This window comes from Neisseria sp. HMSC065D04 (genome assembly GCF_001815675.1).
GTDB lineage: Bacteria > Pseudomonadota > Gammaproteobacteria > Burkholderiales > Neisseriaceae > Neisseria.
In genome coordinates, this window is record NZ_KV821543.1 from 100,077 (window position 1) to 112,075 (window position 11,999).

The 11,999-nt window shown below is 54.0% G+C and carries 14 protein-coding genes; all 14 read right to left on the reverse strand.

Annotation, left to right across the window (positions count from 1 at the left end; translation table 11 throughout):
• Positions 1-290: 290 nt before the first annotated feature.
• Positions 291-1,640 (reverse strand): exodeoxyribonuclease VII large subunit, encoded by a 1,350-nt coding sequence (gene xseA, locus HMPREF3050_RS10865; RefSeq protein WP_070774800.1) that lies wholly within the window; start codon positions 1,638-1,640, stop codon positions 291-293.
• A gap of 124 nt (positions 1,641-1,764) precedes the next feature.
• A complete protein-coding gene (rfaD, locus tag HMPREF3050_RS10870; protein WP_070774801.1) occupies positions 1,765-2,769 on the reverse strand; it encodes an ADP-glyceromanno-heptose 6-epimerase in 1,005 nt (334 codons plus the stop codon).
• 89 nt (positions 2,770-2,858) lie between these two features.
• Positions 2,859-3,821, reverse strand: a complete 963-nt coding sequence (hldA, locus tag HMPREF3050_RS10875) for an ADP-heptose synthase (RefSeq protein WP_070774802.1) — start codon at positions 3,819-3,821, stop codon at positions 2,859-2,861.
• A gap of 54 nt (positions 3,822-3,875) precedes the next feature.
• On the reverse strand, positions 3,876-4,616 hold the full coding sequence (gene pyrF, locus HMPREF3050_RS10880; RefSeq protein ID WP_070774803.1) for an orotidine-5'-phosphate decarboxylase: 741 nt from the start codon (positions 4,614-4,616) through the stop codon (positions 3,876-3,878).
• A gap of 149 nt (positions 4,617-4,765) precedes the next feature.
• Positions 4,766-5,413, reverse strand: coding sequence for an adenylate kinase (gene adk, locus HMPREF3050_RS10885; protein ID WP_070774804.1), 648 nt, complete (start codon positions 5,411-5,413; stop codon positions 4,766-4,768).
• Positions 5,414-5,495: 82 nt separating this feature from the next.
• Complete coding sequence (locus HMPREF3050_RS10890) at positions 5,496-6,014, reverse strand: 3-deoxy-manno-octulosonate cytidylyltransferase (RefSeq protein ID WP_070774805.1); 519 nt, start codon at positions 6,012-6,014, stop codon at positions 5,496-5,498.
• Between the two features lie 98 nt (positions 6,015-6,112).
• On the reverse strand, positions 6,113-6,772 hold the full coding sequence (locus tag HMPREF3050_RS10895; RefSeq protein ID WP_070774806.1) for a hypothetical protein: 660 nt from the start codon (positions 6,770-6,772) through the stop codon (positions 6,113-6,115).
• A gap of 140 nt (positions 6,773-6,912) precedes the next feature.
• The gene (gene kdsB, locus HMPREF3050_RS10900) at positions 6,913-7,674 is read right to left on the reverse strand and encodes a 3-deoxy-manno-octulosonate cytidylyltransferase (protein WP_070496841.1); all 762 of its coding nucleotides are present in this window, start codon (positions 7,672-7,674) and stop codon (positions 6,913-6,915) included.
• Positions 7,671-7,853: a Trm112 family protein gene (locus HMPREF3050_RS10905; protein ID WP_002238882.1), complete on the reverse strand. Its 183-nt coding sequence runs from the start codon at positions 7,851-7,853 to the stop codon at positions 7,671-7,673. The genes kdsB and HMPREF3050_RS10905 overlap by 4 nt, the downstream gene beginning before the upstream one ends.
• Before the next feature lie 93 nt (positions 7,854-7,946).
• Complete coding sequence (locus HMPREF3050_RS10910) at positions 7,947-8,522, reverse strand: DUF2059 domain-containing protein (protein WP_070774807.1); 576 nt, start codon at positions 8,520-8,522, stop codon at positions 7,947-7,949.
• A gap of 20 nt (positions 8,523-8,542) precedes the next feature.
• Entirely contained in the window at positions 8,543-9,079 is a 537-nt protein-coding gene (locus HMPREF3050_RS10915) for a DUF2059 domain-containing protein (protein ID WP_003756150.1), read from the reverse strand.
• A 48-nt stretch (positions 9,080-9,127) separates the two neighbouring features.
• A complete protein-coding gene (gene lpxK / locus HMPREF3050_RS10920; RefSeq protein ID WP_070774808.1) occupies positions 9,128-10,153 on the reverse strand; it encodes a tetraacyldisaccharide 4'-kinase in 1,026 nt (341 codons plus the stop codon).
• Between the two features lie 57 nt (positions 10,154-10,210).
• A complete protein-coding gene (locus tag HMPREF3050_RS10925) occupies positions 10,211-11,218 on the reverse strand; it encodes an FAD:protein FMN transferase (RefSeq protein WP_070774809.1) in 1,008 nt (335 codons plus the stop codon).
• A 395-nt stretch (positions 11,219-11,613) separates the two neighbouring features.
• The coding region (locus HMPREF3050_RS10930) for a peptide chain release factor-like protein (protein ID WP_283122382.1) at positions 11,614-11,999 on the reverse strand (386 nt) is incomplete at its 5' end.

Here is an 11,999-nt window from a genome sequence, read left to right on the forward strand (position 1 = left end):
ACGCCGTACTGGTTTAAAGTTAATTCACTATAGATTGAAATCAGGGAGTTTTGTTTGAATACTCAGTCAATCGGTAATCACTGCATTCGGTAATCTGCGCCAAATTTGGTCCGGCAGGAGATGGGGTGGGGAAGGCAGGTTTTGCGGTATTTATCCGTGGTTTCGATCGCTTTGTTTCTTGCTTTTCTCCATCAGTCAACAGAAGGAAAACGCTTACCATCAAAATCAAAAGGTCGTCTGAAAACCCGCTACGCTCGTTTTCAGACGACCTTTTTCATTCAAGCCGGCGATTAATCAAACAATTCCCGCTGCGCCTGCTCTTTGGTAACGCGCACGTCGGTTTGGCCGTCGGCAAAAGTGATGTGCAGTTTTTGCCCTTGCTTCAAAACATCGGCGTTGCGGATGACTTGTCCGCGTGTGTTTTTGACGACGGAGAACCCTCGTTCCAGAATCTGCTGCGGCGATACGGCTTCGAGCAGGGCGGTTTGGGCGGTCAGGCTTTGGCGGCGGTGGACAAGCAGTTGGCGGAAGGCGTGCGACAAGGTCGTCTGAAAGCGGTCGATGTCTTGCCGGTAAACGGAAATATCAGGGCGGCAATGTTTCAGGGCTTGGGTTTGGCGTTCGAAACGGGCGGTGTGGGCGCGGACGTTTTGCGTCATCGAGTAGGACAGGGTTTGCGCCAGTTTGCGGATGTAGGTGCGCTGTTCGCCGAGTTTTTGGCGCGGGTGGCGGATTTGCCGCGCAAGCCAGTCGAGTTTTTGGCTGGCATCGAAATAGCGTTGTTCCAAAACGGTTTTCAGACGACCTTTGGCTTGGGCGAGACGGTGTAACGATTCTTGGCGGTTGGGGCTGACCAGTTCCGCTGCGCCGGTCGGCGTGGGCGCGCGCACGTCGGCGACGAAATCGGCGAGCGTGAAATCGGTTTCGTGTCCTACGCCGCTGACGACAGGAATTGCGCAGGCTTCGATGGCGCGCACAACAGGCTCTTCATTAAACGCCCACAAGTCTTCAATGCTGCCGCCGCCTCGACAGACAATCAACACATCGCATTCGGCGCGTTGCGATGCGGTTTTAATCGCTTGGGCAATCTGAAACTCGCTGCCCGCGCCTTGAACGGCGGTCGGATAAACGATGACGGGAATTTCGGGCGCACGGCGTTTCAAGGTGGTAACGACATCGCGCAAAGCCGCCGCCGCTAGACTGGTTACGATGCCGATACATTGTGGGCGGGCGGGTAAAGGTTTCTTGCGTTCCGCCGCAAACGCGCCTTCCGCCTGCAACTGCGCCTTCAGCCGCTCGTAGGCTTCGTAAAGCTGCCCCAAGCCTTTGAGCCGCACTTCGTTCACGGTAATCTGAAATTCGCCCCGCGCCTCGTAAATACTGATTTTGCCCGCCACTTCGATATGGTCGCCTTCTTTCAAAGGCTTTGCCAAACGCGCCGCCGCACCTTTAAACATCGCGCAACGCACCTGCGCGCGGCTGTCTTTGAGCGAGAAATAATAATGCCCGCTGGCGGCACGGGTCAGATTGGACACTTCGCCCGCAATCCATAAACCGGCAAGATGGTCTTCCAGCAAGGCTTTGGCGAGGGCGTTGAGTTCGGATACGGAAATGGAGGAGGGCGCGAAGAGTTCGGACATTGGGGGTGGGAAGAAAGGGGAAAGGTTGGATTATAAGGGGTTTCAGACGAGGTTTGTATGGGAAAGGTCGTCTGAAAACCTCAAATCCGAGTTTTCAGACGACCTCTTTCATACGCATTTCAAATCAAGCCAAATTTTCCAGCATCCATTTGACGTAGCGCTCGACGCCTGCTTTGACATCCAAAAATTCTTCCTTGTATCCGGCTTCGCGCAGTTTGGTGATGTCGGCTTGGGTGAAGCTTTGGTATTTGCCTTTGAGCGCGTCGGGGAAGGGGATATAGCGGATAAGTTCTTCTTCTATCAGCTCTTTTAAGCTCAGTTCAGGTTTGCCTTCGGCGGCGCGGCAGGCGTTGACGGTGGCGGCGGCGAGTTCGTTGAACTGTTGACTGCGACCTGTGCCGAGGTTGTAGATACCGGAGAGTTCGGGGTGGTCGAAGAAGTAGAGGTTGACTTTGGCGACGTCTTCGACGCTGACGAAGTCGCGGGTTTGTTCGCCGTTGCCGTAGCCGTCGTTGGCTCCGAACAGGTTGACGTAACCGTGTTCGCGGTATTGGTTGAAATGGTGGAAGGCGACGGATGCCATGCGGCCTTTGTGTTGTTCGTGTTGTCCGTAAACGTTGAAGTAGCGGAAGCCGACGACTTGGGCGGTCAGGCCTTCTTTCATGCGGCGGCGCAATACTTGGTCGAACAGGAATTTGGAGTAGCCGTACACGTTGAGCGGTTTTTCAAGTTCGCGCTCTTCGCGGAAGATTTCGCCTTTGCCGTACACGGCGGCGCTGGAGGCGTAGAGGAAGGGGATGCGCTCGTCCTGACACCAGTCTAGGAGGTCGAGCGTGTACTGGTAGTTGTTGTCCATCATGTAGAGGCCGTCGTAGTTCATGGTGTCGGAACACGCGCCTTGGTGGAAGACGGCTTCGATGTTTTCGTAAGGCAGAAGATGGCCGCGCACTTGGCGGATGAATTCGTGTTTGTCGAGGTAGTGGGCGATTTCGCACTCGGCAAGGTTTTTGAATTTTTCGCCACGGGTCAGGTTGTCAACGGCGACGATGTCGGTAATGCCGCGTTGGTTGAGGGTTTTGACGATGTTGCTGCCGATAAAGCCGGCCGCGCCTGTTACGATGATGGTCATATTGGGTTTCCTTTGATTTTTGGTTTTGGCGAAACTCGTTGCACTCGTTTCAGACGGCCTTGGAAAGATGGGGTCGTCTGAAAAAGAAATTACTGTTCTTCCAATGCTTTGTTCAACTCTGCAAACGAGCAAACCGCTGTGCCGAGTTTGGCGACGACGACGCCGGCGGCGGTATTGGCGAGGTGCATGGCTTCGGGCATGGTGTAGCCTGCCGCCAGCCCCAAACCCACTCCGGCAATGACGGTGTCGCCTGCGCCGGATACGTCGTAAACTTCTTGGGCGCGGGTGGGCTGGTAAATGGGTTCGCCTTCGCTGAACAGGGTCATACCCTCTTCGCTTCGGGTCAGTAAAACGGCATTCAGGTCGAGGTGGCGGCGCAGGTTTTGCGCTTTTTCGGTCAGCTCGCTTTCGTTTTTCCAACTGCCGACCACTTCTTTCAATTCAGCGCGGTTGGGCGTAATCAGCGTGGCGCCGGCGTATTTTTCGTAATCGTCGCCTTTGGGGTCGATTAATACGGTTTTGCCGACATGTTTTGCCCAATCTATCATATCGGAGATGTGCGACAGGCCGCCTTTGCCATAGTCTGAAAAAATGATTGCGTCGTATTCGGGCAATACTTCGCGGTATTTCTGCTTGATTTGCTCCAACACTTCGCGGTTGGGATGTTCTTCAAAATCAAGGCGGATAAGCTGCTGGTTGCGGGCGACGACGCGCAGTTTGACAGTAGTGGCGATTTGTTTGTCGCGCATCAGATAGGAAGCGACGCCGTCTTGCGCCATCAGTGCGTCGAGCGCATTGGCGGCTTCGTCGTCGCCGGTTACGGACAACAGCCCTGCTTTGCCACCCAACGAAGCGATGTTGCGCGCGACGTTCGCCGCACCGCCTGCCCGTTGGTCGATTCGTCCGATTTTCGCCACCGGTACGGGCGCTTCGGGTGAAATACGGGACACGTCGCCAAACCAATAGCGGTCGAGCATCACGTCGCCGACAACAAGGACTTTGGCTTGCGCGAAACGGGATTTGAGGGTTTCTTGTTGGAACTTGGTGGGCATATTGCCTCCGTTGTGTTTTTTCAGACGGCCTCAACCTGTAAGGTCGTCTGAAAATCAGTTTGCTTCAAGGTTCGCCACGCGGTTCACTTCGCGCAATACGGCTACCGGATCGGCGGCTTGGGTAACGGGGCGGCCCATCACCAGATAAGTCGAACCTGCCGCCAATGCCTCGGCGGGCGTCATGATGCGGCGTTGGTCGTCGTTGTTGCCGGCAACGTCCAAGCGGATGCCGGGCGTTACCAAGCCAAAATCCTGCCCCAATTCGCGGCGCAGCGGCGCGGCTTCTTGGGCGGAACAGACCACGCCGTCCAAGCCCGAACTTTGCGCCAGTTTCGCCAAACGGATGACTTGTTCTTCAGGGGCGATGTTCAAACCGATTTCCGCCAAATCGCTTTGTTCCATACTGGTCAACACAGTTACGCCGATTAAGAGCGGCTTCGTGCCGTATCCGGTAACGGCTTCGGCGGCGGCTTCCATCATGCGGCGGCCGCCCGATGCGTGCATATCGACCATCCACACGCCCATGTCGGCGGCGACTTTGCAGGCTTGCGCGACGGTGTGGGGAATGTCGTGGTATTTCAAATCGAGAAAAAGTTTGAAACCCTGATGAATCAGGCTTTCCGCCAAACTGCGCCCCGTGGCGGTAAACAGCTCTTTGCCGATTTTGATTTGGCACAACGTCGGATCAAGGTTGCGGACGAATCCGAGCGTGTCTTTTTCGTTGGCAAAATCGAGGGCAACGATGACGGGGGTGCGTTGTTGCGGAGTTTGGAAGTCGGTGATTAAAGGATTCATGGTGTTTTCGTTTTGGGTTCGGAGTGCAAAGCCTGCCCGTAGGCATAATCTTTATTGTCAATTACGCTATTTATCAAAAATAGGTCGTCTGAAACCTGATTTTCTGTTTTCAGAGTGCGAAGCCTGCCCGTGGGTACGACCTTTTCGATTTATTTGCCCAATGCGCCCAATACTTCGGCTTTCACGACCTCTACCGGCTGAGTGCCGTCAACTTTGATGTATTTCGGCGCGTGTTCGCCTTCCAGTTTGCTGTAAAAATCAACCAGCACTTCGGTTTGCTCGTGGTACACGGCAAGGCGTTTCTTGACGGTTTCTTCTTTGTCGTCGTCGCGCTGAATCAAATCTTCGCCGGTTACGTCGTCTTTGCCTTCGACTTTGGGCGGATTGTAGGTAACGTGGTAGGTGCGGCCGGAAGCCAAGTGGACGCGGCGGCCGCTCATGCGGTCGACAATCACGCTGTCGGGTACGTCGATTTCAACGACCGCGTCCAAATCCACGCCCGCTTCAACCATCGCTTCGGCTTGTGCCAGCGTGCGCGGGAAGCCGTCAAACAGGAAACCGTTTTTGCAGTCGTCTTGCGCGATGCGTTCTTTCACCATGCCGATGATGATGTCGTCGCGTACCAAGCCGCCTTCGTCAATGATTTTTTTCGCTTCCAAACCCAGCGGCGTGCCTGCTTTAATCGCAGCGCGGAGCATATCGCCGGTGGAAATTTGCGGAATGCCGAACGCAGCGGTGATAAATTGTGCCTGAGTACCTTTGCCCGCCCCCGGCGCGCCTAACAATAATACTTTCATGGGTGTTCCTTCTTGTTAAGTGATATGGATTTGAAACGTGATTCAAATGATTTTACACGGCTTGCGTTTATCGTTCAAAACTTCAGACGGCCTGTTCCGCGCCGAAATGTTTCCATGCGTCATCGCGCATTTCGGCAAACCATGTGTCTTCGGGAAACCGCTCCAGTGCCTCTTTCAAAGTGGAAAGCAGGTTTTGCGATAAAGTCTTCGCCAAATACTCTTCCTCGTTGGCTTCCGCCGCCTTGTCCGCCTGCTGCGCCAAACCGCGCGCGCGGGTCTGATGCCCGTGTGCCAAGTAGTTGAGCGCAATCACCTTTTGCGCCCAAAGCTGCGGAATTTCAGGGCTGTCTTGCAGCAATACCGACAAAATCGACACGGCAACTGTCAGCCTGCCCCCGTTCAAACGCAAATCCAGCGAACGGTTCGGCGGCAGCGTACTGAGCGTTTCCGCCATACGGAACCAAAACTCGCCGCTGGCTTCATCCGGTGCGGCGGCTTTCAACATCTCATAGTTAAACTCTTGGTCGTCGTTTTGAACCAGCAGGGCAACATCGGCAAGCAGTTTTTGCTCTTCGCGGCTCAAATGGCGTAAATCGGTCATAAAAGGCTTTCTGTTGGTGTTTGGGTAAAACGGATTATCCGGTTTGGTGTTTACTGAAAAACAGCTTTTTACGGCTCATCATTTTCAGACGACCTATCTCATTCTATTGAATCGTGATAAGGCTCGTCCAAATAATAAGGTTTCGCTTTCAATCTTTCCCATTTGACTTTCGGGCGGTCTTTCGATGAACCGAACACATTGCCGCCTGTCGTTCTCTTCCGCTTTCCAGTCAGATAATTGTCGCTGTACTCCTCAATTTTGCCTGAAGCTCTGTGATATTCGTGATATGAATATCCAATCAGGAGAAAGCGGTTGTTTTGGTAACGGAATAGGTAGTCAATGCGGTCCTTCCACCAGTTTCCGCAACTGTAAAACCCTTCAAAATGGACTTTCAGACGACCTTTATCGATGGAGACATCAGAAAACGGGTCGTCAAGACAGCCCTTATCTTTATCGCTTTCAGGCGGAATCAGCGTTGTGTTTTCGACAGCCGTCTTGTAACCGTCTGCCTGTTTGAACAATACTTTCAACATCCTCGGATTGGTATCCGATTCGGTTTGCCCCATAGAGTCGTTTAGGATGATGTTTGCTTTGTCTTGCTTTTGCAGCACCAAAACGGCATCGGCTTGATTGTCGTCGTTTAAATCCCCCTCCACGCTTTTGATGATTTTCCAGCCTTTGGGAACGTATGCGGAAAAATCGGCGGCGCAAGCAGGCAGGGCGATGCAGGATAAAAATATCAATATGCTGCGTTTCATAGCAATTCCTGATGATGGCAAATTCAATAGCCCGCAGCGCAGGCTTGGCTCGCGAACGAAACCTAATGCCGAAACCTACTGATTTCAGATTTTGGCGAAACCCGCTTTGTTCGTTTTGGCGAAACCCGCTTCGCCCAATTTCAGACGACCTCGAACGCAGCCCTGACCCTGTCCAAATCCTCTTGCGTATCCACACCGGCTGCGGGGGCTTGTTTGGCGGTTTCGACGGCAATCGGGTAGCCGTGCCACAGGACGCGCAGTTGTTCCAGCGATTCGATGGTTTCCAGCGGCGAGACGCTCATTTCGGCGTAGCGTTGCAGAAAACCGGCACGGTAGGCGTAAATGCCAATATGGCGCAGGACGGCTGTTTCGGCGGGCAATTCGCGTTTTTCGGCGCGCATGGCATCGCGCGGATAGGGAATCGGGGCTCGGCTGAAGTAAATGGCGTTGCGGTTTTTGTCGAGGACGACTTTGACGACGTTGGGATTCATAAATTCGTCGAAATCGTGCAATTCGTGCGCCGCAGTTGCCATCTGCACGTTGTTTTCCACCAAGACTTCGGCGGTGCGGTCGATGAGTTCGGGGGCAATCAGCGGTTCGTCGCCCTGTACGTTGACGACCACCAGATGCTGCGGCAGCTTCAGCGCGGCGGCGGCTTCGGCAAGGCGCGTCGTGCCGCTTTCGTGCCGGTTTGAAGTCATGACGACTTCGACGCCGTGCGCCTGACAGGCCGTCTGAATATCGGGATGATCGGTGGCAACGACGACGCGCGCCGCTTTGCTTTTTGCCGCCTGTTCGGCAACGCGCACGACCATCGGTTTGCCGTGAATATCCGCCAAGGCTTTTCCAGGCAGGCGCGATGAATCCAGCCGCGCCGGAATCAATACGACGAATTCGGTCATGCTTTGAGTTCCTCTTCGCTCAACGGACGCGCTTCGTTTTCCAGCATATAGGGAATGCCGTCTTTAATCGGATACGCCAGCTTCGCCTGACGGCTCCACAATTCCTGTTTGTCCTGATGATATTCCAGCCTGCCTTTGGTAACGGGGCAGACGAGGATATCTAAGAATTTTTTTTCCATGGGTTTCTTTCGGGTTTGATGGTTTTAGCGAAGCTCGCTTCGCTCGTTTTGGCGAAACTTGCTTCGCTCGTTTTCAGACGACCTCAAGCGGCATTATTTTTTCCGTGCCGGTTTGTTAGGCTGTTTGGCGCAGGCTTGGGCAGGATTTTTGCCTTCGCACATGATTTGGCGGATTTCACGTCTCAGGTTTGCGCTTTGGTTGGATTGGGTGTATTTGCCGGCAAGGATGTCCATCATAGGTTTCACCGTTGCCTCAAGATAGCGCGGCGTTTTGTCCATTATCGATTGACCTACCGCCGTGCTGTAAAAGCCAATCAATGCGTTGACTTCTTCTTGCGTATAAACCGTCTTCATGCCGTCTAAAGCCGCTTTACGCAACTGGGCGCGCACTTGCGGCGTGTTGATTTCGGCAATCGACCGGGTTGCATACTTTTTCAAGACTGCTTCCAACTGCGGACGTTTTTCTTCCGGCGCATCTTTCAAAAATTTCTGTACATTCGGATCAGAAAGCACAATGCCTTCCATGCTTTGGAAAGACTGGTCCAACAAGGCATCCATCTTCTGCACTTCAAACAGACGCTCCAGCGACGCGTCGCTGGGTGTAGCGGCAAATGCGTTGGCACACAATGCCAGCGCGGCGAAGGGCAATAACAAGGTTTTCAGTTTCATCTTTTTCTCCTGTTTAAGGTTTAGGGGGTACATTCTTCAGACAATATTTTTTTAATTTCGTTTTCAAATTCAATTAGGTAGTGTTCGCTGATTGTTTCTATTTCTTTCATATCCGCTTCGCTTGCCCCTATATTGGCGAGTTTTTTTATGAATGCCGAATTTTTCTCCACGATAGATTGTCCTACGGGAGTCTCGTAAAACGCAATCATGGCATCAATCTCTTGTTGAGTGAACTCGTCCTTGGCAACTTTTTTTATTTCTTTCATTAATTTGTTTCTAAGTTGCGGTGTGAAATAAGCTTTAAACACTTTGTTCATATAACGGTCTGACGCGGCTTGTAATTGCGGCTGCAGTTCCGGTGGATATGAGGAGATGATCGGTTGCATGAGCTGTCGGTTTTGTGCTTCCGCCATGTTGGTCAAATTTTTGAGAAAGTCGCGTTCGATATGCTGGACTTCCATCCATCTATTTAAAGACTTATCGCTTGGGGGCGCGGCTGTTGCGGCGGAGCAGGCGGCAATGGCAACGAAAGTGAGCAGCAGTTTTTTCAGGTTCATAAATTTCCTTATTATTCAAGATAAACAGCAACAAAGAATCAATTGATTTCAGACGACCTGTCGGGAATCTTTCAGCCGTTCTAACACAAATTCCGCCAAATCAGGTTCGATTATCGCACAAACAGGCAACACCCATACATGATTCAGATTGAGGCCGTCTGAAAACTTGACCGCATCTTTCTCCGTAATAATGACCGCGTCCGCATTGGGCAAATCTGCCGCTGTGATGTCGGCATGGTCGGGCAGCGCGACGGTTTGGTTCAAGGTGATGCCCATGTTCCGTAGCGAATCAAAAAAGCGCTCCGGTTTGGCGATACCCGCCACGGCGGCGACGGTTTGGTTTTTCAGACGACCTGTATCCAGTATTTCAGACGGCTGGTTCAAACGGTAAATCTGTCCCGTTTCGATGCGGCTGTGAAACATGTTTTCAGACGGCGCAAACGACGCATCCGCCTTGCCGCCGCTGACGACGACCGCGTCCACCGAATCCAGACGCGACAAAGGTTCGCGCAAACTGCCGTTGGGCAGCAAATCCAAATCCGTCCGCCCCGTATCCGCCGCCGGAAACACCGCGATTTCCACATCCCGCCGCAGAGCATAATGCTGCAAGCCGTCGTCCGCCACAATCAGCCCAATGTCAAGATGCGCCGCCAGCAACGCCCTGCCTGCCTGTGCACGGCTGCTGCCCACCGCCGTCGGCGCGCCGGTTTTACGGAACAGCAGCAAAGGCTCGTCGCCCGCATCTTCCGCACGGCTCTCAGCATTCAATACATGAACCGCTTTGCTCTTGCGCCCGTAGCCCCGGCTGATAATGCCGACCTTGACGCCTTTTTCTTGCAAACCCGACACCAGCGCGGCGACAATCGGCGTTTTTCCCGTCCCGCCCGCGTGGATATTGCCGACCACGACCACAGGCACGGGCAGCTTTTCGCTTTTCAGACGACCCGAAACGAAATTATCGCGCCGTTTCGCCGCAATTTTGGCAAACAGCTTGGATAAGGGTTTGAGCAGAAAAGATAAAAACGGATTGGGGCGTTGCCAATGGCGTTCGATGATTTGATGGAGTTTGGGCATTCAGACGACCTTATAGCTGCGTTTCTTTGTAGTACACCATTTTAGCGGATAAGTCGTTCAGGCTAGGGTTTCAATGCGGTTGTCGGGCATGACCAGCCAGACTTTTGCCTGTTTGGCGCGGGCTGCGGTACGGATGGTGGCTTCGTCCATGATGGAGAACGCGGTGGAGAAGGCATCTGCAACGGCGGCAGTCGGCGCCATGACGCTGACGCTGCGGTAGCGCGGTGTGGCAGTACCGGTGCGCGGGTCGAAGAGGTGGGTGAACTTGCCGGCTTCGTCCATCACGGTACCGTAGCCGCCTGAGGTGGCGAAGGCTTGGTTTTGCATGGGGATGGTCAGGAGAGTGGCTTCTTCGTTTTGGGGATTGCGGATGCCGACGTTCCATGTGCGTTGGTTGTCGGTGTCGAAACCGCGGATTTCGCCCATATCGACGAGGGCTTGGCGGATGCCGTGTTGTTGCAGCAGGGCGGTGACTTTGTCGGTGATGTAGCCTTGGGCAATGCCGTTGAGGGATAAGCCCATGCCTTTTTGTTCGAAGATGATGGCTTTTTGGTCGAAGACGACGTGTTTGAGACCGACGAGTTTGAGAGTGCGCCGGATGTCCGGTTCGGACGGCGGGGTTTCGGCACGCGGGTTGCGGCGGAAATGGTCTGCATAAAGGTTCCACAGCACTTGGACGGTGGGGTCGAACGCGCCGTCTGTCAGGGCGTGGATGTCGCGGCAGATGCTCAACAGGGCGAGGAAATCGGGCGGCGGATTGTTCAGACGACCTTCTTTGTTCAGTCGGTTGATCAGGCTGTCTTCGCGGTAGAGGCTGAAGATTTTTTCGAGGCGGGCGACTTCTGCGAGGACTTTGTTGACAAGGATTTCGGCTTCTTTGCGGTCAACGCCGAAGAGGCGGAGCTCGGCGCCGGAACCCAGCGCGATGCCTTTCCAAATGACGGGCTCGCCGGTAGTTGGTAACGGGGCAGGGCGGTTGCGGTTCAGGAGGAAGGGCGTGGCCGCTCCGGCGGCAGTCAGGGCAGCGATGGCGAAAAAACGGCGGCGGGTGAGCGGGGTGTTCATGGGTTGGGATGGGTCATCTGAAAAGGGGCGGGGTATTGGGGGCTGCGTGAAATCGGTTTATCTGGGTTTGCGTTTGAGGACGATGGGAAGGCTTTTTAGGAGCGCCGTCATTTCCGCATAGGATTTTATGATTACGGAAAGGACGGCGGGCGACGGCTGAGGCTTGATTTATAGTGGATTAACTTTAAACCAGTACGGCGTGTTGCCTCGCCTTAGCTCAAAAGAACGATTCTCTAAGGTGCTGAAGTACCAAGTGAATCGGTTCCGTACTATACTGTCTGCGGCTTCGTCGCCTTGTCCTGATTTAGAGTTAATCCACTATATGTCTTGGCAGAACTTGTTTTTCCGCCATCAAGCCTGCCTTCACGCTTTGGCACCAAGCGTTAACCGCCCCATCAGTCGCCCATCGCCGCCAAAAGCTCGGCCTGATGTTCGGTAATCAGGGCGTTGGTGATTTCTTCCAAATCGCCGTCCATCACAAAATCCAGCTTGTGCAGGGTGAGGTTGATGCGGTGGTCGGTCACGCGGCCTTGGGGGTAGTTGTAGGTGCGGATGCGTTCGCTGCGGTCGCCGCTGCCGATGAGGGATTTGCGTTCGGCGGCTTCTTTGGCTTGGGCTTCGCGTTTTTGCGCGTCGTTCAGGCGGGCGGCGAGGACTTTCATCGCCTGCGCTTTGTTGGCGTGTTGGCTGCGGCCGTCTTGGCACTCGACCACCATGCCTGTGGGCAGGTGGGTGATGCGGACGGCGGAGTCGGTTTTGTTGATGTGCTGACCGCCCGCGC

Bases quoted from the DNA above. Each gene is read 5' to 3' on its own strand.
- xseA (WP_070774800.1), bottom strand. From the start codon at position 1,640: ATGTCCGAACTCTTCGCGCCCTCCTCCATTTCCGTATCCGAACTCAAC.
- rfaD (WP_070774801.1), bottom strand. From the start codon at position 2,769: ATGACCATCATCGTAACAGGCGCGGCCGGCTTTATCGGCAGCAACATC.
- hldA (WP_070774802.1), bottom strand. From the start codon at position 3,821: ATGCCCACCAAGTTCCAACAAGAAACCCTCAAATCCCGTTTCGCGCAA.
- pyrF (WP_070774803.1), bottom strand. From the start codon at position 4,616: ATGAATCCTTTAATCACCGACTTCCAAACTCCGCAACAACGCACCCCC.
- adk (WP_070774804.1), bottom strand. From the start codon at position 5,413: ATGAAAGTATTATTGTTAGGCGCGCCGGGGGCGGGCAAAGGTACTCAG.
- HMPREF3050_RS10890 (WP_070774805.1), bottom strand. From the start codon at position 6,014: ATGACCGATTTACGCCATTTGAGCCGCGAAGAGCAAAAACTGCTTGCC.
- HMPREF3050_RS10895 (WP_070774806.1), bottom strand. From the start codon at position 6,772: ATGAAACGCAGCATATTGATATTTTTATCCTGCATCGCCCTGCCTGCT.
- kdsB (WP_070496841.1), bottom strand. From the start codon at position 7,674: ATGACCGAATTCGTCGTATTGATTCCGGCGCGGCTGGATTCATCGCGC.
- HMPREF3050_RS10905 (WP_002238882.1), bottom strand. From the start codon at position 7,853: ATGGAAAAAAAATTCTTAGATATCCTCGTCTGCCCCGTTACCAAAGGC.
- HMPREF3050_RS10910 (WP_070774807.1), bottom strand. From the start codon at position 8,522: ATGAAACTGAAAACCTTGTTATTGCCCTTCGCCGCGCTGGCATTGTGT.
- HMPREF3050_RS10915 (WP_003756150.1), bottom strand. From the start codon at position 9,079: ATGAACCTGAAAAAACTGCTGCTCACTTTCGTTGCCATTGCCGCCTGC.
- lpxK (WP_070774808.1), bottom strand. From the start codon at position 10,153: ATGCCCAAACTCCATCAAATCATCGAACGCCATTGGCAACGCCCCAAT.
- HMPREF3050_RS10925 (WP_070774809.1), bottom strand. From the start codon at position 11,218: ATGAACACCCCGCTCACCCGCCGCCGTTTTTTCGCCATCGCTGCCCTG.